The sequence below is a fragment of the Rheinheimera sp. KL1 genome, assembly GCF_001275035.1.
GTDB lineage: Bacteria > Pseudomonadota > Gammaproteobacteria > Enterobacterales > Alteromonadaceae > Pararheinheimera > Pararheinheimera tangshanensis.
On record NZ_LAMX01000018.1, the window covers coordinates 157,390 to 176,973 of the forward strand.

Below are 19,584 nucleotides of genomic sequence, written 5' to 3' on the forward strand. Positions count from 1 at the left end.
TATAAGGAGAGCTGTTGATGCAAAAAGTTGCAGTACAACTTGGAGAGCGCAGCTACCCTATCCTGATTAGTCCCCAGTTATTTAATCAGTCTCTGACGGAGTTTTTACCTAAAGCCCGTCAGGTGGTGATTATTTCTAATCCAGTGGTTGCAGGGCTGTATTTGCCTGCCGTCACTGCATTATTTCCTGATTCAACAGTTCACTCCTTTATTTTACCTGACGGCGAAGCCTACAAAACTCTTCACTCTTTTGAGCAGGTGATGTCCTTTTTACTTGAGCACAAAGTCAACCGCGATGTGTTACTCGTGGCTTTGGGTGGCGGCGTCATTGGCGATCTGACAGGTTTTGTCGCGGCTTGTTATCAGCGTGGTGTGCGCTTTATTCAAATTCCTACCACTTTGTTATCTCAGGTGGATTCTTCAGTGGGTGGGAAAACAGCGGTCAATCATCCGCTGGGGAAAAACATGATAGGGGCTTTTAAGCAACCTGATCTGGTGCTGATTAACACCTCTGTTTTAAGCTCTTTACCTGCCTCTGAATTTGCTGCCGGTATGGCGGAAGTGATCAAGTATGCGCTGATCAGCGACCTGGTATTTTTCAATTGGCTGGAGCAAAATCAACAGGCTATCCGTGAGCTGCAACCTGCTGTTTTAGGTGAAATGATCCAGCATTGTTGCCAGATGAAAGCCGACATTGTCAGCCGGGATGAAACTGAGCAGGGCGAACGGGCCTTATTAAATTTAGGCCATACCTTTGGCCATGCGATTGAAGCCTTTTTAGGTTACGGTCAATGGTTGCACGGCGAGGCTGTGGCTGTGGGTATGGTGATGGCGTCACAACTTGCAGTAAGTCGTGGTGCTCTGAACCATGAAGAATTACAACGTATAATGGGTTTATTGTCTGCTTTTGATTTGCCTGTGGCGCCTCCGGCACAAATGAGCATTGCAGACTTTATGCCCTATATGAAAACAGATAAAAAAGTACAGGCTGGCAAAATGCGCTTTATTGTTCCTACGGCTCTGGGACAAAGTGCAATAGTCGATGATGTGACCGAACAAGAATTAATGGCTCTCTTCAGTATATGAGTAAACAAGCTCTACAACAGCGTTTAACCCAGTATTCAGGCCTTTTAGCTCCCAGCGACAGTTATTGCAACGCCTGTTGTTGCAGCTGGAGTTTAATCAGCCGGACCGTCTGCAATTGGTGGGGTCCAGTGGCAGCGGGAAGTCTACTTTGATCCTGACCTTAGCTGAAATTTGTTCAGAGCAGTTTAATGTGGCCTTATTGCAGGCTGATGCCAGTCTGGCTCCCGTCGATGTATTAAAAGTGATGCAACAGCAATGGATTGGTGCAGTCGCTACGCCGCGGACTTTGTCTGAGTTTGTGGCGCAATTTAACAAAGCTGAACAGTACCTGCTGCTGATTGACGATGCCGACCAACTAAGTGAAGCCAGCTGGAAGCTGATCCAACAGTTGCCAGTCAGTGTTTTTGTCAGCTGTTTAAAGGCAAAAACTGATATTCGTCTGGCAATGAATATCCCTGCCTTTACTGAAGCAGAAGCGGCAGAGCTACTCGAGCCCTATAATTTGGCAGGTCGTGAACAACGCGAACGCATTGAAGACTGTGCTGGTGACTTGCATTTGTTGTTGCATGGATTGAATGCGACTCCTCCCCGTAAAGTTGCTCCTGCTCCTAAGCCAAAAGCTGAACCTGCCGTTTCACCTTTGGCCTTTTCTGCGCGTGAAGAGAGCAATGCCCCTGTTTTTGTCGCCAGTGCGGCAGACAACAGCTTTGAATTCGATGTCAAAGACAATCCTTTAGGTTTGCGAGCGACAGACAGTGCTGATGATCAGCCGTCATTCTCTATAGAAACTGAACGGCGCACAGACTACAGCAGTCGAACAGTGCAGCAACAAACATCTGCCAAACAGGCTTCGGGCCAGTTTTTTTCGCCTTTTTTAGTGCTGAGCATTGGTTTTGGTTTAATAGCTGCGGTCGTGATGTTCTGGTTATGGACTGAACAGCAATTCCGTCAACCTATCGCTGATGATATGGTGCCTTATTACCCTTCTTCCACAGAGACAAGCGCTGCAGCTCGTTTACAACAAGACCGCCAGTTCGAACCTACAGTCGAAATTAAACAAGAATTGCCGGCTGATGTGACATCGACAGCTCGTCCAAATGCAACCGAGAGTACTAAAGCAGACACTGATGCAGACGATCAGGGGATGCCACAAATGGCTATGGGGAAAACCTCCGATGCGGCCAGTATGACAGTGCAGCAGGAAGTCGATAAAGATGAAAATGGTCTGCCGCAGAAACAGATTGTCTCTACTATGACTATTGAATCTGAACCTATGCGCGAGCAGCCAGTGATCCCTGCGTTGCCTGCAGCTGGTGAAGAAACAGTGGTTACTGAACCAGAACCTCAGGCAGCGGCGACTCCTGCACAGCAACAAGCGGCAGATGTGGTAACTGAGCAGAATGATCTGGTGGCAGAAATGGCAGCCGATGCAGCTGAAACTGTTCCTGAGCCTGAACCTACTCCTGCAGTGACAGATACTAAAGTCTCTGATAGCTCTGCTGCTCATGATGCTACTGTGTTGCTGGGAATGTTACCCGATACTGTAGCGATACAGCTAGGTGTGTTCTCACAGGAAGCTGCGGCTAAAAAGTTTTTACAAAAGTATTCCAGTTTAAACTTACAGCTTTATAAGCGACAGCAACAAGGTAAAACGCAGTTTGTGGTGGTGTCTGCCTCTTATGTCAATGGTGGCGCTGCGCGTCAACAAGTGAAGTCTTTGCCGGAGGAATTACGGCAACAAACGCCTTTTGTGAAGCCATTAAGCGACATTCAGCGTGAGATCCGCTCAGCTAATGCGAACTAATCTGATGCAGTTGGAAAGCGCCCAGGTGGCTTGCTTATGCTAAAAAAATCCAGAGCTTTCCTGAAATGGGCTGGTGGTAAATATAATTTAGTCGATGCGATATCTCAGCAGCTGCCCAAAGCCCCTTTACTGGTAGAGCCTTTTGTTGGTGCTGGTTCGGTGTTTTTAAATACTGATTATTCATCCTATCTGCTGAATGATATCAATGCAGATCTGATTAATCTCTATCAGTTGTTGCAAACTAAACCTGCTGATTTTATTACCGATGCTCAAACTTTATTTGTACAAAGCAGCAATGAAAAAAGCAGCTATCTTGCATTGCGGGAAGAGTTTAATCAAAGTTCAGACAGCTATCAGCGTTCCTTATTATTTTTGTATTTAAATCGTCATGGCTATAACGGTTTGTGCCGTTACAATAGCAGCGGTAAATTTAATGTACCTTTTGGCAGCTATAAAAAACCCTACTTTCCTGAAGCCGAGTTATGGTTTTTTGCAGAAAAGGCGCAAAAAGCTAAGTTTGTCTGTATGGATTACCACGCACTGATGCAACAAATTGATTCGCCTGCTGTGGTGTATTGTGATCCACCTTATGTGCCCTTGAGCCGCACTGCGAGTTTTACTTCGTACGCTAAAAATAGCTTTGATTTAGATGATCAGGCTGAACTGGCTAATCTGGCGGAAACATGCCAAAGCCGCGGTGTCAGTGTGGTGATCAGTAATCACGATACCACCTTAACCCGCAAGTTGTATGAAAAGGCGAAGTTAACTTCGATTCAGGTTGGGCGTTCAATTAGCCAAAAAGGTGCAAGTCGTGGCAAGGTCGCTGAGCTTTTTGCACTTTATGCAACAGCGACTCAGAGCGCTACAACCCAACTGACCAGCACTAACAGCAGTGCAACAAAGACAACGACAGCGAAAATCCCTGCCACTAAATAAGGCAAAATGGTCGTTGTTTGAAAGTCTTGTTGACGTTGTTGTTCAGATTGAACTCCAACAAAAGCTCCGAAAACAGCTTTGAGTACTTGCTTAAAGCCAGGGGCTTTTGCCATGTTTAACCTCTGCGGTCAAAACGATTGAGTAACTCGAGTAAATCAACAAAATGGAATTGGGTGGAACGGCTATTGCCTTGTAACCAACTGAACCAGCTTTGCTGAGAAGGTTTACACAAGGAGCTGATCGCCAGAGGTTTTGCGGGATCGGCCTGAACTGCAGCCTGACATAATTCGTTAGAGGACGCTGTGTGCTGATGAGCAATAAAACCAAGACACAAACTAATGACCACTACGGGCACTATTTTGCGATTTGCTAGTTGCTTCATGCGAACCTCAACTGGTTGAATTATGTGCTGGATGATACTCAAGTTCAGAACAAGTTACAAGTTTATAACTTAATCTGCCAGTGACAAAAGTCACTTTATGTTGATTTGCATGTTGGCCCAGCAGAAAAGTAAAAAGGGACAAAGCCAAAGGCTTTATCCCAGCAAGGATCAGAAGGTTTTGCTTAAAGTCAGTACAGCACGGCCATCACACAGATTACATTCTGCAGAACCATCTATGTCTGTGTCTGCATATTTCAGTGACACACCAGCACCTAATACTTCGGTGCTAAAACCGATACTCCAGTCGATATAGGTGTCGCTATCAACAGGACCCGCAGCTAAAAAGGTTTCAAACTCAGCTTCGTCTTCAAAAGCGTTGTAGCCAAAGTGTAAATCCAAGGCAACGTTTTCTACCAGACTGTATTTGTAGTCGGCGGACAAGTAGTAATAATCATCGACACCAGTGCCAAAATAATCGGGGGAATAGGCGACACCTAAAGTCCAGCTGTCATAAAAGAACTTGGCATAACCTTCGTAGAAATTAAATTCGTCAACAGCGTTGTCACCTTTTGGATAACGGTATTGCATCACACCAACGTCAACATTCCAGCTGTCATTTAAGGCGCCAGTCCAGCCCGCTAAAATATCCAGCTCCATACTGCCTTCGCCGAACTTGATATTTGAACCCCAGGTTGACAAATAAAAGCCTGATTCACCGCTTAATGTAAAACCACCCTGTACAGCCGGGCCTTCATCTGTCTGAGAGATACCGCGGAATAAATAATCGGAGGTTAAGGCGACGTTGCCGGTCAGGCTGGCCGCACTTACACCGAAACTGCTGCCTGCAATACATAATGCGATGAGGCTACGGCGAATTGTTTTACTTGTTGCTTTTGATCCCAGTGTTACTTTTTTTGTCATTTTATTTGCCCTTATCTATGAGTTCCCGTCAATACAGTCCATTTTTTGTGCCATTGCAGTATTCTTAATAAAATCAGATGGATAGATATTTTTTTTTACAAGGTTGTATTATTTGTGTGCAAAGTTGGTGCGTTGTTGCCTGTTTGTTGTGCATAAGGTGCTGGCGACAAAGATGATTTTTCCTGAGCGATTCAGTAAAGTCTGGGTTTTGCTTTCTCACACTAGTTTTTTGGAGATCAGATGCGTCAGCCGAATTGGATTGCTCCGTCAATTTTATCCGCAGATTTTGCCCGTCTGGGCGAAGATGTTAGTCGCGTTTTAACAGCTGGGGCAGACGTTGTGCATTTTGATGTGATGGATAATCACTATGTGCCGAACTTAACTTTTGGCCCAATGATTTGCAGTGCTTTGCGAAACTATGGCATCACCGCACCTGTGGATGTGCATCTGATGGTTGAGAATGTCGATAGTCTGGTGCCCGCTTTTGCGGCAGCCGGCGCTTCTATTATTAGTTTTCATCCGGAGGCGTCGAAGCATGTTGACCGCACTTTGCAATTGATCCGCCAGCAGGGCTGTAAAGCAGGTTTGGTGTTTAATCCGGCGACACCGCTCACATACTTAGACTATGTACTGGATAAAGTGGACTTAGTGCTGTTGATGTCGGTCAACCCTGGGTTTGGCGGTCAGTCTTTTATTCCCTCGACCTTAAAAAAACTGCAACAAGCCCGTCAGATCATCGATCAGAGTGGCTTACCCATCCGGCTGGAAATTGATGGTGGCGTGAAGGTAGAAAATATTCGCGAGATAGCAGAAGCAGGTGCAGATACTTTTGTGGCCGGTTCTGCTATTTTCAGCCAGAGCGATTATCAACACGTAATTGATCAGATGAGAGCTGAACTGGCTGGAGTGAACTAGTGCAGCCTTTTCAGTTATTAGCCTTTGATTTAGATGGCACTTTGGTCGACAGTGCCCCCGATATTTTACCTGCCTTAAATCAGATGATGGCTAGGCTTGGCAAAGCGCAGGTCAGTCTGATGCAGGTTCAGCATTGGCTTGGCAACGGCATGGCGATGCTGATTAAAAGAGCATTAACAGGCGAGCTTTATCCCAGCCGATACGATGCCAGAGAGTTTGAACAGGCTCAGCAGTTATTTATCGGTTTTTATCGACAAAGCAATGGTTCAGTGACCCGCCTGTTTGATCAGGTTCCTGAAGTATTAGCACAGCTCAGTCAGAGTTATCCCTTAGCTTTAGTGACTAATAAACCACGGCAATTCACCGAACCTTTATTGCAGCATTTGAACATAGCGCATCTGTTTAAGGCAGTCTGGTGTGCGGACGATGTCGCTCGCGCTAAACCTGAACCCGATATGCTGTTGGCTCTGGCCAGACAACAGGAGCTTTTACCCGCGGATATTTTGCTGGTAGGGGATTCAGAAAACGATATATTTGCGGCCCGTGCTGCTGGTATGCCTGTTATTGCGCTGAGCTACGGGTATAATCACGGCCAATCCATTGCGCATAGTAAGCCGGATCTGGTGTTGGAAAGTTTTTCTCAGCTACCGGATGCCATCTCTAGTTTAGAACAGGAAAGATAGATGTCAGAGTCAAAATCCATGATACCAAAAGCAAAACCTATAGTACTTAGTGGTGCTCAGCCTTCAGGCCAGCTTACCATAGGCAATTATCTTGGTGCTTTGCGTCAGTGGGACAGGATGCAGGATGACTATGACTGTTTGTACTGTATTGTGGATCTGCATGCTATTACAGTGCGTCAGGACCCTGCGGCTCTGCGTAGTGCCTCACTCGACAGTCTGGCATTGTATCTGGCCTGCGGTATAGACCCAAACCGCTCCAGCGTCTTTATGCAGTCTCATGTACCAGAGCACAGCCAACTAAACTGGATACTTAATTGTTATACGCAGTTTGGTGAACTCAGCCGCATGACGCAATTTAAAGACAAGTCTGAACGCCATGCCAATAACGTCAATGCAGGTTTATTTACTTACCCTGTGCTGATGGCGGCCGATATTCTGGTTTATAACGCGCATCAAATCCCGGTTGGCCATGATCAGAAGCAGCATCTGGAGTTGGCTCGTGATATTGCTAACCGTTTTAATGCCTTGCATGGTGAGATTTTTACCGTGCCAGAACCTTATATTCCTGGAGTAGCGGCACGGGTCATGAGTTTGCAGGAGCCGACGAAAAAAATGTCCAAGTCGGATGAGAATCCATGGAATTTTGTCGGTTTGCTCGAAGATCCAAAGATGATCAGCAAGAAATTCAAAAAGGCCATGACAGACTCAGAGGATCCACCTCGTGTGGCTTATGATCTGGAGAACAAAGCGGGTGTTGCCAACCTTTTAAGTATTTTAAGTGGGGTAACAGGTAAGTCGATTGATAGTCTGGTCGCTGAGTACGAAGGCAAGATGTACGGTCATTTAAAAGGCGATGTGGCGGATGCTGTCATTGCACTGTTGGAACCTGTACAGGCGAAGTTCCATGAAATTCGTCAGGATCAAAGCTTGATGAATCAAGTGCTAAAACAAGGCGCCGCAGAGGCCAGGGCTCGCGCTGCTGTGACGCTTGAGAAAGTCTATGATGCTGTGGGTTTTGTGTTACCAGGCTAAAACCCTTGTACCTGAAGCCGCAGCTTTGTGATTTGGTCTGCTCCTCCCAGTCAGATTGGATAACCAAATTCCTGCGGTCTTCCTGTAACTGCAATACCTTAGGCTGTGATTGACAGTTGATTGAAAGTAATGCTCTAAATGCCGGATTGTTATGATTTTATTGATAGATAATTACGATTCTTTTACCTACAATTTAGTTCAGTATTTCGCTGAATTAGGTGAACAGGTGCTGGTGCGTCGTAATGATGAAATCAGTCTGACACAAATAGCTGCGATCCGGCCTTCCAGTCTGGTGATATCGCCAGGACCTTGTAGTCCGGACCAGGCGGGTATTTCACTCGCTGCTATTGAACACTTCGCAGGGCAAATGCCGATCCTTGGCGTTTGTCTGGGGCATCAGGCGATAGCTCAGGTGTTTGGAGCCAAAGTGGTGCGGGCCAGAGCCGTGATGCATGGTAAAAATTCACTGATCAAACACCGACAAAGAGATTTGTTTCAGGGATTGAATAACCCGTTGAGTGTGACACGCTACCATTCGTTAATAGTGGAACAAGAATCGCTGCCGGATGAGCTGAGTATTGAAGCCTGGACTGCAGCAGACGAAGCGGAAATTATGGCGTTGTCGCATAAAAAGTTGCCTCTGTATGGCGTTCAATTTCATCCTGAGGCTATTTTAACTGAGCAAGGACATCAGTTATTACAGAATTTTCTGACATTGTGCAAAGGCCTGAACAATAATGATAAGTAAACTGTGTATACACAGGAGTAAAGGGTAGTTATGTCTTCCTCCTCACTGGAGCAATTGTTTATAGATAATCTGATTGGGGTTGACCCAAATCAGAAGCGCTTACGTTATTTAAAAAACCAGCAGCAAGAGGCAAGCAATCGTCAAATGCTTGAAGTAGAGCTTAAGGCTCTGGAGGCCCGTCAATCCGGTGAAAACGCTAAGAAGATATTCCTTGATTTCACCCAAGCCCATTTACATGACGAAGTTGCGCAGGAGCTGATGCAACGTTTGGGCAGTATTGACGTTGTCAGTAGTTCCTTGTTTGATTTAGGGCCAAATTTCCCGGCTTTACTTGATGCTTTAAGTGCAAAAGCCGTTACGTTAAACCAATTGGACCCGCTGATCAGCGATGTTGATTGGTTAAAAGAAGATGTACTGCGTTTAGTCAATCAGCCTCGTTATCGCAATAAAACCAGCTCAGGCAACCTGGTCAAAGATATTAAAACCGCGTTGCGTTTCTTGGGGGTAGAAGCCTTGCAGTCGCTGGTGCCTGTTTATGCATTCCGGCATTGTATTCCGCATTCTACCGAGCCTTTTGTTCAGTTTAAGGTCAAGATCTGGGATTACTCTTTAGCAACAGCCATCGCGGCTCGCGCTATTGCTGATTCGCAAGGGTTAAACGGTTTTGTCGCTTTTTGCGCCGCTATGTTCCAGACCATGGGTCATATGGTGGTGATCCGTAATTATCTGCGCAGTTATGCTCAGGTGAAACGTACTGAATTATTACGTGCCCGCGATGCCCGTGACAATGAACTGACCGATGCTCTCGAGGCGTTAGATGCTGATGCAGGTTTCTTATCCAGCAGTATTGAAGAGTTTGCCGGTATTATCAGTGCGGATTTGATCGCTCGTTGGCAACTCAAACGTATGCCTCTGGCTGCTATTCTGGATCAAATCGTGGACGAAACACCGCTAAGTAGTTGTATGGATTTAACCCGAGTCGTAAAACAAGCCGATACTTATGTGCAGGTGAAGTTTTTAATTCAGGAGCAGCGTTTGGATGTAGATGATGCCAACAAAGCTCTTAATGATGCTGGTGTACACAATGAAATGCGTAAAATGCTAGCGGCTCTGGACCTGAAAAAGCTGTCTTTTGAATAATTTAAAAAAAATTAGTCAATAAACATGCAGTTTTTTTCAGCAGCACTTCTGCTGCACTAAAAAATAGAGCAGATCAACTGCGGCATTCGTTGTTTGCTGTTTTTCAGCTCTGTTTCCTCAGTCGAGCGAATAACTAGTTATTCACATCCTATGCAAAACTATCTGGAAGCCTTGTTTTTCAAGGCTTTCAGCCATTTTGAACGCAAGACTTTTCATTTTTTATCTGTAATAATGCGATGAAGCATCTTTTTCCGTCCGACGTTTTTCCGCTGAAAAACCAGCCTGAGTAAACTGCGGACTTTTATGGCAGCAGAGGTAAAAAATGGCAGAACATATTCAGGTCACCCGCGCACTTTTTGATGAAGTGATGGTTCCAAACTATGCACCGGCACCTATTATTCCGGTTCGTGGTCAGGGCTCTCGTGTCTGGGATCAGGCCGGTCGTGAATACATTGATTTTGCAGGCGGTATAGCAGTGAATGCCTTAGGTCATTGCCATCCGGCTTTAGTCTCTGCATTAAAAGCACAAGCTGATAAGTTATGGCATTTAAGCAATGTGATGACTAACGAGCCTGCTTTGCGTTTGGCACAAAAGTTAGTCGACAGCACTTTTGCAGAGAAAGTTTATTTTGCCAACTCAGGTGCTGAAGCCAACGAAGCGGCATTAAAGCTGGCCCGGCGTTGGGCTTTGGATAAGTTTGGTGCGCAAAAGCAGCAAATTATCTCTTTTGGTAAAAGCTTTCATGGTCGTACCTTTTTCACTGTGACAGTAGGCGGACAGGCTGCCTACTCAGATGGTTTTGGTCCTAAACCAGGTGCTATTGATCACGCTGAATACAATAACCTCGAAAGCCTCAAAGCACTGATGTCGGACAATACGTGCGCTGTGATCCTGGAGCCTTTGCAAGGTGAAGGTGGCATCATTCCGGGCGAACTGGAATTTCTGCAAGGTGTACGTGATTTATGTAATCAATTTAATGCACTGATGATTTATGACGAAGTGCAATCTGGGGTGGGCCGTACTGGTAAATTGTATGCTTATATGCACACGAATGTAGTGCCTGATATTCTGACCACAGCTAAATCTTTAGGCGGTGGCTTCCCTATTGGCGCTATGTTGACTACCACTGAGATTGCCAGTCATTTAAAAGTCGGCACTCATGGCAGTACTTATGGTGGTAATCCACTGGCTTGTGCCGTAGCAGAAGCTGCTTTAGATACCATTAATCAGCCTGAAGTGCTTAATGGCGTGCTGGAGCGGGAAAAACTGTTCCGCCGCGAATTAGCTGCGATCAACGAAAAACACAATGTATTCAGTACAGTGCGTGGTCAGGGCATGTTGTTAGGCGCTGTGTTAAACGATGAGTTTAAAGGCCGTTCGCGCGACTTTTTTCTGGCTTCTGCCGATCAGGGCTTGTTTGCTCTGGTGGCTGGTCCGGACGTGATTCGTTTTGCTCCTTCATTAGTGATCCCTGAAGCAGACATTATTGAAGGCATGAAGCGTTTTGAAAAAGCAGTAGCACAAGTGAAACAAGGCTGAATTTCACCCTTATACACTGTCTGACTACAACTACAATAAAGCAAAAAATGAAGCGCCCGCTACGATCGGGCGCTCTGAAGCAAATTAACTGGAGTAAGCGACTATGATGGTCATTCGCCCAATCCGAGCCGAAGATTATCCGGAACTATACGACATCGCTGTCGAATCAGGTCACGGCTTTACTTCGTTGCCCGTCAATGATGAGTTGTTACAGCGTAAAATTAGCCGCTCCGAGGCCTCTTTTGCTAAAAAGGTCGACAAGCCTGGTGATGAAGGCTATTTGTTTGTGCTGGAAGATCCCGAAACCGGCGCAGTGGTCGGTACCAGTGCTATTGAAGCTGCAGTGGGTCTGGAAGATGCGTTTTATCATTACCATCTAGGTAAAGTGGTGCACACCTCCCGCGCTTTAGGGGTCTACAACCCGGTCGATATTCTGACACTTTGTAATGATTACACCGGAGTTTCCGAGCTTTGCACTTTGTTTTTACGCGAATCGAGTCGCAAGAAAAACAATGGTCGTTTGTTGTCAAAATTCCGTTTTTTGTTTATCGCTGAATTCCGCTCACGTTTTGCCGACAGAGTCATTGCTGAAATGCGTGGTGTGTCGGATGAAGACGGCCATTCGCCATTCTGGAAATGGTTGCAGGATAGTTTCTTTTCGGTGGATTTCCCCACAGCAGATTATCTGACCGGCATAGGCCAAAAGGTGTTTATCGCCGAGCTGATGCCGAAGTATCCGATATACGTCAGTTTACTCAGTAAAGAAGCTCAGGCTGTGATTGGTAAAGTGCATGAAAAAACTCGTCCTGCCTTAGCCTTGCTGCAATCGGAAGGGTTCTCCAACACAGGTTATGTCGATATTTTTGATGCAGGCCCGACAGTTGAAGCCAAAGTGGAGCATATCCGCAGTGTGCGCAGCAGTCGCAAGCTGCAAGTTCAGATTGGTCCTGTCACCTCAGGTCAGCCCTACATGGTGTCCAATACCAAACTACAGGACTTCAGAGCTACCTGGCTTTACCTGCAACTGGAAGAATACAGTGAAATGGTGACCTTACCTGTGGAATGTGCAGAGCTGCTACAGGTCAATAACGGGGATTGGGTGCGTTTAGCACGGATTTAATTTTTAGCGGACAACGACAATGACAATATCAGCAGTGCAATTGATTAACGGTCAATGGCAACAGGGCGCAGGGCGCTTATTTAGTTCATTAAATCCTGCAAAACAGCAAGTGATTTGGCAAGGCCAGAGTGCGGACGCCGCTCAGGTAAATAGCGCTATTGACGCAGCAAGAGCAGCCTTTGAGCACTGGAGTGAATTAAGTTTCGACGAGCGTTTACAGATAGCCCGGGCTTTTGCGGCGCAACTGACCGAACACAAAGAGCAACTCGCTTTGTGTATTGCTGAAGAAACTGGCAAGCCGCTGTGGGAAACCCGCACTGAGGTCGCTGCCATGATAGGTAAAATCGATATTTCTGCCAGAGCTTATCAGGAAAGAACCGGGGTGAAAGAAAATCCTATGCCACAAGGCAAAGCCTGGGTACGGCATAAACCTCACGGCGTAGTAGCTGTTTTTGGTCCTTACAACTTTCCGGGTCATTTACCTAACGGTCATATAGTCCCCGCTTTATTAGCCGGCAATACGGTGGTATTTAAACCCAGTGAGCTGACGCCAAAAGTGGCTGAACTGACAGTACAGTTATGGCAAAAAGCTGGTTTACCTGCAGGTGTACTGAATTTGCTGCAGGGAGAAGTAGAGACTGGTAAAGCCATCGCCAGCCATCCGGGCATTGATGGTTTGTTTTTTACCGGCAGCTCTGGCACTGGCCATTATTTGCATCAGCAGTTTGCTGGTCAGCCACATAAAATTCTGGCACTGGAAATGGGGGGGAATAACCCTCTGATCGTACAGAATGTCAAAGATATAGATGCTGCAGTGCATGACATTATTCAATCCGCTTTTATCTCTGCCGGTCAACGTTGCACCTGTGCTCGTCGTTTGTATTTACCGCTAGGAGCTGAAGGCGATGCAATACTGGCCCGTTTACTTGAAGTGACGAAAGCTTTGAAAGTGGGCTTGTATGATGAAGCTGATCAGCCATTTATGGGCACATTAATCTCGGAAAAAGCCGCCTTGGGCATGCTCAAAGCGCAGCAGGATTTAGTTGAACGTGGTGCTCAAGTCTTGTTGTCTATGCAGCAACAACCGCAGAGCCCGGCTATGTTAAGCCTGGTATTTTGGACTGCAGCCTGGTCACTGACATGCCGGATGAAGAGCATTTTGGACCTCTGTTAAAAGTATTCCGTTTTACTGATTTTAATGAGGCAATCAAAGCCGCTAATAACACCAGTTTTGGTTTATCCGCAGGCTTATTGTCGGATGATGAAGCGCTCTATCAGCTGTTTTTCCGGAAAATCAGGGCGGGTATTGTCAACTGGAACAGACCTATCACGGGTGCGAGCTCTGCTGCTCCATTTGGTGGCATTGGCGGTAGCGGTAATCATAGAGCCAGCGCTTATTATGCGGCTGATTATTGTGCTTATCCGGTCGCATCGGTGGAGCTGGATCAGTTACAGTTACCGGAACAGTTATCTCCAGGGTTAAGCTTCTGATCCCGGTAAAAGTTGTTTTTTAGTCTTATTTTAATCGGGGCTCTGCCCCGATTTGTTTTATGAAACAAAATTTGCTTAAATGACACTCACTTAACTACAACTTGTCTGAGCTTTTGTGCCATGCTCAGAAGGTTGAATTTCTGCGTTGTGCACTATAGGTGTCCTTTTTGTATGGTAACTGATAAACCCGGCTATGAGCATCTGATCCAATTCCTGACGGAGCATTTGTCGTTGTTCGAACAACGGGGCCCTGTCGTTGCAGGAGCTAAAACTCTGGGTGAAGTGCTGGAAGAATCCATTGCTGAGCAAATTATCCAGCTTTGTACTCAGCATACCGAACTGGAAATGAACCATCGCAGCATGATAGTGCGTGAAGTCGATGGTATTTTGTATGACTTCCAGGAAGTCCTCGCTTCTGTATTGGAACAACCAGCGACAGCCCAGCAGACGGAGCTTATTCAGGAAATATCGTTGCTGATTAAAAATCTGTTTGATAACGCTATTGCAGATCTGATGGATTAATCTTAACTATACCCGTCGTCCTTGAAGCTGCAGCTTTGTTGACCGCAACTCCAGGTTACTTGGCTATAGCTCCTTGGATTGTTTTCCGTAAAATAGCGACTCTTTGATACGGACAACAGGATCTCTCCTATGCAAGCCAGCGTAAAATGGGCCGGTGACCAAACCTTTATCGGCCGTTCTGACAGTGGCCACAATGTGGTGTTTGATGCTCATAAAGAAGGCAGTGCAGCACCTAGCCCTATGGAAATGGTACTGATGGCAGCGGGAGCCTGTTCGTCAGTGGATGTCGTGAGTATTTTGCAAAAAGCCAGACAGCAAGTCACGGATTGTGAAGTGATTTTAACAGGCGAACGCGTAGAAACCATTCCTCGTGTATTCAGTAAAATTCATCTGCATTTTGTAGTCACTGGTTTTAATGTCAGCGAAAAACATGTGGAAAAAGCGGTGAATCTGTCGGCTGAGAAGTATTGCTCGGTCTCTATTATGTTGTCACAAAGTGTTGAAGTGACTCATTCTTTTAGCGTGAAACAATCCGAAGTCCAGCCTTTAGCTGAGTGAGTCAGGATTGCATTGGTACTTTAGTTCTATACTGGACTGTTGTGCCGACTAGTGAGGTAAAGAAAACGTGGTAAAACCTTTTGAAAAACTAAGACTGCATGGTTTTAATAACCTGACTAAAAGCCTGAGTTTCAGCATTTACGATATTTGTTATGCCCAAACCGAGCAACATCGTCAGGAATATATTTCCTATATCGACGAGCAATACAATGCCGATCGCCTGACGGATATCCTGAGTGAAGTCGTGGATATTATTGGCGCTAACATTCTCAATGTTGCCCGGCAGGATTACGATCCACAAGGTGCCAGTGTGACCATTCTGGTCTGCGAAGAGCCGATAGAGGGCTCGCCAGACAACTCAGAAAACCCAGGCCCATTACCGGACTCTGTGGTAGCTCACTTGGATAAAAGCCATATTTGTGTGCACACTTACCCTGAAGTGCATCCGCATGATGGTATTTGTACTTTCCGTGCTGATATTGAAGTCTCAACCTGTGGTTTGATTTCACCGCTCAAAGCCCTGAACTTCCTGATCCATAGCTTTGAATCAGACATAGTCACCATAGACTACCGGGTGCGAGGTTTTACCCGTGATGTAAAAGGGATCAAACATTACATCGACCATCCTATTCATTCGATTCAGAATTTTATGGATGAGCAGACCAAAAACGCTTTCCAGATGGTGGATGTAAACGTGTATCAGGAAAACCTGTTCCATACCAAAATGATGCTCAAAGAGTATGATTTAAACAACTACCTGTTTGGTACAGGGGTGGATGAACTGGATGACGCCGCCCGTAAAGTCATCAATAAAAAAGTAAAACGTGAAATGCGGGAAATTTTTTACGGCCGCAATTTACCGGAAATGGAATAACTTGGCTCTGACCCGCATATAGTCTTCGTAATCGGGATCAGGACGGCGTTTATAATAGGGTCAGAGTTAAAACTCTGACCCTTGTTTCTACTCCAGCCAGTTAATCTGCCCTCTCGCCTGGCGACGCTTAATAATCAACTGCTCCACTAGCGGCGTTAAAATCAGCTCCATGGCTAAGTTCATTTTGCCACCAGGCACTACCAGCGTATTGACCCGCGACATAAAAGAGCCGTTGATCATTTGCAGGTAGTAGGGAAAATCGACATGTTTAATGCCACGAAAGCGTATGACGACAAAACTTTCATCAAATGACGGAATGTCTTTTGCGCTGAATGGGTTTGAGGTGTCGACAGTAGGCACTCGCTGGAAGTTGATATGAGTACGGGAAAACTGCGGAGTGATCTGATTTACATAATCATCCATGCTGCGCACTATGCTCGACATCACAGCTTCGCGGCTATGGCCCCGTTCTGATGTGTCACGGATGATTTTCTGGATCCACTCTAAGTTGACTATGGGCACCATGCCAATCAACAAATCCACGTGCTGGGCGACATTATTGTGTTCCGTCACGACTCCACCATGTAAACCTTCGTAAAACAGTAAGTCGGTGTTAGGACGCAAATCCTGCCATGGCGTAAAAGTACCAGGCAGCTGGTTGTAAGGCACTGCTTCATCAAAGGTATGCAAATACTGCCGTACTTTGCCGGTACCGGTTTCAGCATAGCTGGAGAACAAAGACTCTAAAGCCGCAAAGTCATTGGCTTCAGCTCCAAAGTAGCTGATGTGTTTGCCTTGCTCTTTGGCTTTACGTATTTCCAGATCCATCTCTGGTCTGCTGTATTTATGAAAACAATCTCCAGCGACAAAACCTGCGTCTATGCCAAGGCTACGAAATATATGCGAAAAGGCACTCATACTAGTGGTCGTGCCGGCACCTGAGGAACCTGTGACCGCAATAATAGGGTTTTTGTGAGACATAAAAAGCCAGGCTGTGTTGATTGTCAGCAGACTACCATAAAGGATAAAGTAAGGTCACTGCAAGCACAGTCATAAAGCTGTTGCTATGAAACAAAGAAGGATCCACCTGTGCGACTACTCTCTTTTGCCTTGGCTGTTATGGCGTTGCCAGTGGCAGCAGCCTTACCACAATACAATTTATATCTGACTGATTTATCAAAAGATTTGTCTGTCTCTAATACGATAAAAATCAACAAGACTGCAACTTACATCAATCAGCCAACTTTTAGTTCTGATGGGGAAAGCTTGTTTTTTACGCTGGAGCAAGGCATGGATGCCGCAGTGCAAACAGATATTGGGCGTTATCGTATCGCTGATAAAAAACAAGATATGCTGACTAAAACCGCCTTAAGTGAATATTCACCGACTTTATTGCCCGATGGTTCTGGTGTCTCTGTAGTGGTGGTAGAAGCGGATCAAACGCAACGATTGTGGAAAGTGGACTGGCAGGGCAACACTAGTCAGCTCAACGCTGAACCCAAAGGGGTGGGCTACCATGCCTGGGGTGGCGATCAGGATTTGTTGCTATTTATTCTGGGTGATAAAGAAGATAACCACACAGTGCGTTATCTGGATAAAGGCGGAAAGCTGACGACGCTGGCGACAGGTATAGGCCGTGCTTTAAGCTGGCAGCCGGGCACTCAAAAAGGGTATTACACAGAGGCAAAGCAGAATCAGCTGTATTTAAGCTTCTACGATGTACAAACGAAAACAACCACTGCAACTGAACTGGCGCTGCCGGCAGGAGGACAAGATTTAGTCTGGTGGTCTGAAAATGTTTTATTGGTGTCTGCGGGTAGCAAAATTTATCAGTGGCAAGTCACAGGCAAGCAAGGCTGGACTTTGTGGTTAGATTTATCCAAAGACTGTGCTACGGAAGTCAGCCGTTTTGCGCTCAATAAAGAGCGCAACCAGCTGGCTTTTGTTTGTAAGGCTTAAAACTTAAAGTCGATCAGCACAGGGTCGTGATCTGATGAGCGGAACGGATCCGGTGCATACAAGTTTTGTTGCTGAGCTTCTGATTTAAATTCAGTGTTGTAATCCAAAACGGCTGGCTCGTCGGCATTAATATTCCAGTGTTGGAATTGAGTCAGTTGTTTGGCCATGCTTTTGCTGGCAAGGGCATGATCCAAAGAGCCGGTGCGGCCTTTGTAGACATAAGAATAATGACCGGCTTCACCAGCTGGGGCCAGGTGAACCCACCCAGCTTGCTCCAGTGTATAAACCGGGTCTTCCTGACGGTATGCATTTAAATCGCCAATCACCAGCTGATGTGCGGCCGTGACGCCTGTAGGCTGAGTCTGCAGCCAGGACGTTAATGCTTTAGCCGCCTCAACACGGGATTGATTCCAGCAGCCCTGACCATCTTTGTTATCACTATTGGCCTTGTCCTGTGCGCTGGTTTGCTGTTCAGGGCAACTGCCTTTGGATTTAAAATGGTTGATGCTGACAGTAAAAGTGGTGGAAGTATTTTTGGCTTGAAAGCTCTGCGCCAAAGGTGCACGTGAGCCATAAGCAAAGGGGCCTTGTGCTGTCACTGCTGCTTTGCCTGCTTCTGTTACTTTTTGCTGGTTGTAGATCAGCGCCACTTTAATAGCGTCATTGCCCTGCGAGTTGTCTGGTTTCACAAAAGCATAACGATTATCGCCTAAGGCTTTGTTCAGCTCACGTACTATGGTGGCCAAAGCACTGCGTGCCTCGAAACCATTATTTTCTACTTCCAGCAAGCCTATAACATCAGCGTCCATGCGGGATAAAGCTGCGATCATTTTCGCTTGCTGGCGCTGTAATTCGTTCGCATCTGTGGCGCCGCGGCGCGTAGGGAAAGGATTGGCTGCAGTCTCGCCGGTGAAAAAGTTCAGTACATTAAAACTGGCCACCCGGATTTGGTCGGCTGCTTTTGCTTTCGGGGCCTCGGTTCTTGCATTGCTGGCGATAAAATCTGGCACTTGTGCCGCCACTAAGCGATAACCCTGTTTGGTTTCAATCAGATAACCCTGCAGATTTTTTACTGTATCACCCACCCGTACTGTATTGCTGGCCGACAAATTACTGTCAGGGAAAATCACAGGGTCTGGATTTTGTTTAAAAATACCATCGTCTAGCGTCAGTTCGCTTAAACGCTGTTGCTGTTCAAAAGCTGTGGCTGCTTTACCAGGTCTGTGTAGCTCAGTGGCGACCCACAATCTTTTGTCGGCCAGCAACAGCTCGCCATAACGCGATAAGCCGTAACTGTCATTGACTACTAGCTGTTGAGGGAACGACAGATACTGACCTTCCAGTGCTTCCCAGTCGTGCTTAGATTGAACAGGCAGTGTGGCTACCACAGGTGTTGGTTTGGCTTGTTGACCACAGACTGAACTGGTGACATCCACTAACGCTGTCATGCCATTGAGTTCAGCGACTTTACCTGTCACTTCAATCTGCTGACCTGGCTTCGCTGTCTGCACCAGCTCTTTGCTTGCAATAAATAAAGCTTCGCTGGTTGTGGGGTTGTTGTCTGGAGTCAGGCTTTGCAGCAAAACGCCTGCAGCTTTGCTATCCGGATACAGCAGGCCAGTCACTACTCCAGATGTAGACACAGTTTTGCTGAGCAGCGGGCTTTGTTTAACCTCGCCCTGAATGGCTGCAATAGTTGTTTCTGTCTGACATGCAGCAGAAACGCCAAATGAACCAGTGGTAAGCACCAGTAACGTAAAAATGGATAATTTCATCAAAAGAGTCCTTTAATTCAGGAGCATAAGCACAGATGCGTACAGCCTAAGGCACCCAGAAAAATCTACAAGGGCAAATCGTTGAAATTCGCATGAAAT

21 protein-coding genes are annotated in these 19,584 nt (G+C 46.2%); 16 read left to right on the plus strand and 5 right to left on the minus strand.

The features are described from left to right. Nucleotides 1-17: 17 nt before the first annotated feature. The 3 genes from aroB to WH43_RS09495 all read left to right on the plus strand — a co-directional run bounded on the left by aroB (nucleotide 18) and on the right by WH43_RS09495 (nucleotide 3,825). Complete coding sequence (gene aroB, locus WH43_RS09485; protein WP_053424368.1) at nucleotides 18-1,085, plus strand: 3-dehydroquinate synthase; 1,068 nt, start codon at nucleotides 18-20, stop codon at nucleotides 1,083-1,085. Between the two features lie 64 nt (nucleotides 1,086-1,149). After that, nucleotides 1,150-2,889 carry an SPOR domain-containing protein gene (locus WH43_RS09490; RefSeq protein WP_053424369.1) on the plus strand — a complete coding sequence of 580 codons (1,740 nt, stop codon included), beginning with the start codon at nucleotides 1,150-1,152 and terminating at the stop codon, nucleotides 2,887-2,889. Nucleotides 2,890-2,925: 36 nt separating this feature from the next. Further along, entirely contained in the window at nucleotides 2,926-3,825 is a 900-nt protein-coding gene (locus WH43_RS09495) for a Dam family site-specific DNA-(adenine-N6)-methyltransferase (RefSeq protein ID WP_053424370.1), read from the plus strand. Here WH43_RS09495 and WH43_RS21080 read toward each other — a convergent pair. The 3 genes from WH43_RS21080 to WH43_RS09505 all read right to left on the minus strand — a co-directional run bounded on the left by WH43_RS21080 (nucleotide 3,744) and on the right by WH43_RS09505 (nucleotide 5,128). Then, entirely contained in the window at nucleotides 3,744-3,938 is a 195-nt protein-coding gene (locus tag WH43_RS21080; protein WP_082335734.1) for a DUF2970 domain-containing protein, read from the minus strand. The two genes, WH43_RS09495 and WH43_RS21080, sit on opposite strands and share 82 nt — an antisense overlap. Before the next feature lie 2 nt (nucleotides 3,939-3,940). Beyond that, nucleotides 3,941-4,207 carry a hypothetical protein gene (locus WH43_RS09500; RefSeq protein ID WP_053424371.1) on the minus strand — a complete coding sequence of 89 codons (267 nt, stop codon included), beginning with the start codon at nucleotides 4,205-4,207 and terminating at the stop codon, nucleotides 3,941-3,943. Between the two features lie 168 nt (nucleotides 4,208-4,375). After that, nucleotides 4,376-5,128: a TorF family putative porin gene (locus WH43_RS09505; RefSeq protein ID WP_053424372.1), complete on the minus strand. Its 753-nt coding sequence runs from the start codon at nucleotides 5,126-5,128 to the stop codon at nucleotides 4,376-4,378. A gap of 240 nt (nucleotides 5,129-5,368) precedes the next feature. Here WH43_RS09505 and rpe point away from each other — a divergent pair, with 240 nt between their 5' ends. The 12 genes from rpe (at nucleotide 5,369) to speD (ending at nucleotide 15,751) form a co-directional block, all read left to right on the plus strand. Continuing rightward, nucleotides 5,369-6,043, plus strand: coding sequence for a ribulose-phosphate 3-epimerase (gene rpe, locus WH43_RS09510; protein ID WP_053424373.1), 675 nt, complete (start codon nucleotides 5,369-5,371; stop codon nucleotides 6,041-6,043). Continuing rightward, nucleotides 6,043-6,726, plus strand: a complete 684-nt coding sequence (locus WH43_RS09515) for a phosphoglycolate phosphatase (RefSeq protein ID WP_053424374.1) — start codon at nucleotides 6,043-6,045, stop codon at nucleotides 6,724-6,726. Before rpe ends, WH43_RS09515 begins: the two co-directional genes overlap by 1 nt. Further along, nucleotides 6,727-7,758, plus strand: coding sequence for a tryptophan--tRNA ligase (trpS, locus tag WH43_RS09520; protein ID WP_053424375.1), 1,032 nt, complete (start codon nucleotides 6,727-6,729; stop codon nucleotides 7,756-7,758). It begins immediately after the preceding gene. A 151-nt stretch (nucleotides 7,759-7,909) separates the two neighbouring features. Further along, nucleotides 7,910-8,506 (plus strand): anthranilate synthase component II, encoded by a 597-nt coding sequence (locus tag WH43_RS09525; RefSeq protein WP_147904054.1) that lies wholly within the window; start codon nucleotides 7,910-7,912, stop codon nucleotides 8,504-8,506. A gap of 30 nt (nucleotides 8,507-8,536) precedes the next feature. Continuing rightward, nucleotides 8,537-9,646, plus strand: a complete 1,110-nt coding sequence (locus WH43_RS09530; RefSeq protein WP_053424377.1) for an HDOD domain-containing protein — start codon at nucleotides 8,537-8,539, stop codon at nucleotides 9,644-9,646. 322 nt (nucleotides 9,647-9,968) lie between these two features. Further along, complete coding sequence (locus tag WH43_RS09535) at nucleotides 9,969-11,186, plus strand: aspartate aminotransferase family protein (RefSeq protein WP_053424378.1); 1,218 nt, start codon at nucleotides 9,969-9,971, stop codon at nucleotides 11,184-11,186. A gap of 103 nt (nucleotides 11,187-11,289) precedes the next feature. Continuing rightward, the gene (gene astA / locus WH43_RS09540; RefSeq protein ID WP_053424379.1) at nucleotides 11,290-12,306 is read left to right on the plus strand and encodes an arginine N-succinyltransferase; all 1,017 of its coding nucleotides are present in this window, start codon (nucleotides 11,290-11,292) and stop codon (nucleotides 12,304-12,306) included. A gap of 19 nt (nucleotides 12,307-12,325) precedes the next feature. Then, a complete protein-coding gene (astD, locus tag WH43_RS09545) occupies nucleotides 12,326-13,480 on the plus strand; it encodes a succinylglutamate-semialdehyde dehydrogenase (protein WP_286049625.1) in 1,155 nt (384 codons plus the stop codon). Further along, a complete protein-coding gene (locus tag WH43_RS20605) occupies nucleotides 13,447-13,797 on the plus strand; it encodes an aldehyde dehydrogenase family protein (RefSeq protein WP_286049626.1) in 351 nt (116 codons plus the stop codon). The genes astD and WH43_RS20605 overlap by 34 nt, the downstream gene beginning before the upstream one ends. Nucleotides 13,798-13,968: 171 nt before the next feature. Further along, a complete protein-coding gene (locus tag WH43_RS09550) occupies nucleotides 13,969-14,319 on the plus strand; it encodes a DUF3802 family protein (protein WP_053424380.1) in 351 nt (116 codons plus the stop codon). Nucleotides 14,320-14,448: 129 nt separating this feature from the next. Further along, nucleotides 14,449-14,877 (plus strand): OsmC family protein, encoded by a 429-nt coding sequence (locus WH43_RS09555; protein ID WP_053424381.1) that lies wholly within the window; start codon nucleotides 14,449-14,451, stop codon nucleotides 14,875-14,877. 67 nt (nucleotides 14,878-14,944) lie between these two features. Then, nucleotides 14,945-15,751 (plus strand): adenosylmethionine decarboxylase, encoded by an 807-nt coding sequence (speD, locus tag WH43_RS09560; protein WP_053424382.1) that lies wholly within the window; start codon nucleotides 14,945-14,947, stop codon nucleotides 15,749-15,751. Between the two features lie 87 nt (nucleotides 15,752-15,838). On the opposite strand, the gene WH43_RS09565 is transcribed toward speD, so the two are convergent. Beyond that, entirely contained in the window at nucleotides 15,839-16,732 is an 894-nt protein-coding gene (locus WH43_RS09565) for a phosphoribulokinase (protein ID WP_053424383.1), read from the minus strand. Nucleotides 16,733-16,840: 108 nt separating this feature from the next. Here WH43_RS09565 and WH43_RS09570 point away from each other — a divergent pair, with 108 nt between their 5' ends. After that, the gene (locus WH43_RS09570; protein ID WP_053424384.1) at nucleotides 16,841-17,710 is read left to right on the plus strand and encodes a hypothetical protein; all 870 of its coding nucleotides are present in this window, start codon (nucleotides 16,841-16,843) and stop codon (nucleotides 17,708-17,710) included. Here the strand turns inward: WH43_RS09570 and WH43_RS09575 are convergent. Further along, the gene (locus tag WH43_RS09575) at nucleotides 17,707-19,485 is read right to left on the minus strand and encodes an ExeM/NucH family extracellular endonuclease (protein ID WP_053424385.1); all 1,779 of its coding nucleotides are present in this window, start codon (nucleotides 19,483-19,485) and stop codon (nucleotides 17,707-17,709) included. The two genes, WH43_RS09570 and WH43_RS09575, sit on opposite strands and share 4 nt — an antisense overlap. Between the last annotated feature and the right edge of the window lie 99 nt (nucleotides 19,486-19,584).

What these genes read in the sequence shown, in the direction of transcription:
- WH43_RS09495 (WP_053424370.1), top strand. Translation starts at nt 2,926, where the DNA reads ATGCTAAAAAAATCCAGAGCTTTCCTGAAATGGGCTGGTGGTAAATAT.
- aroB (WP_053424368.1), top strand. Translation starts at nt 18, where the DNA reads ATGCAAAAAGTTGCAGTACAACTTGGAGAGCGCAGCTACCCTATCCTG.
- WH43_RS09525 (WP_147904054.1), top strand. Translation starts at nt 7,910, where the DNA reads ATGATTTTATTGATAGATAATTACGATTCTTTTACCTACAATTTAGTT.
- WH43_RS09565 (WP_053424383.1), bottom strand. Translation starts at nt 16,732, where the DNA reads ATGTCTCACAAAAACCCTATTATTGCGGTCACAGGTTCCTCAGGTGCC.
- WH43_RS09575 (WP_053424385.1), bottom strand. Translation starts at nt 19,485, where the DNA reads ATGAAATTATCCATTTTTACGTTACTGGTGCTTACCACTGGTTCATTT.
- WH43_RS20605 (WP_286049626.1), top strand. Translation starts at nt 13,447, where the DNA reads ATGCCGGATGAAGAGCATTTTGGACCTCTGTTAAAAGTATTCCGTTTT.
- astA (WP_053424379.1), top strand. Translation starts at nt 11,290, where the DNA reads ATGATGGTCATTCGCCCAATCCGAGCCGAAGATTATCCGGAACTATAC.
- trpS (WP_053424375.1), top strand. Translation starts at nt 6,727, where the DNA reads ATGTCAGAGTCAAAATCCATGATACCAAAAGCAAAACCTATAGTACTT.
- WH43_RS09555 (WP_053424381.1), top strand. Translation starts at nt 14,449, where the DNA reads ATGCAAGCCAGCGTAAAATGGGCCGGTGACCAAACCTTTATCGGCCGT.
- WH43_RS09550 (WP_053424380.1), top strand. Translation starts at nt 13,969, where the DNA reads ATGGTAACTGATAAACCCGGCTATGAGCATCTGATCCAATTCCTGACG.
- WH43_RS09500 (WP_053424371.1), bottom strand. Translation starts at nt 4,207, where the DNA reads ATGAAGCAACTAGCAAATCGCAAAATAGTGCCCGTAGTGGTCATTAGT.
- astD (WP_286049625.1), top strand. Translation starts at nt 12,326, where the DNA reads ATGACAATATCAGCAGTGCAATTGATTAACGGTCAATGGCAACAGGGC.
- WH43_RS21080 (WP_082335734.1), bottom strand. Translation starts at nt 3,938, where the DNA reads ATGGCAAAAGCCCCTGGCTTTAAGCAAGTACTCAAAGCTGTTTTCGGA.
- WH43_RS09505 (WP_053424372.1), bottom strand. Translation starts at nt 5,128, where the DNA reads ATGACAAAAAAAGTAACACTGGGATCAAAAGCAACAAGTAAAACAATT.
- WH43_RS09530 (WP_053424377.1), top strand. Translation starts at nt 8,537, where the DNA reads ATGTCTTCCTCCTCACTGGAGCAATTGTTTATAGATAATCTGATTGGG.
- rpe (WP_053424373.1), top strand. Translation starts at nt 5,369, where the DNA reads ATGCGTCAGCCGAATTGGATTGCTCCGTCAATTTTATCCGCAGATTTT.
- WH43_RS09535 (WP_053424378.1), top strand. Translation starts at nt 9,969, where the DNA reads ATGGCAGAACATATTCAGGTCACCCGCGCACTTTTTGATGAAGTGATG.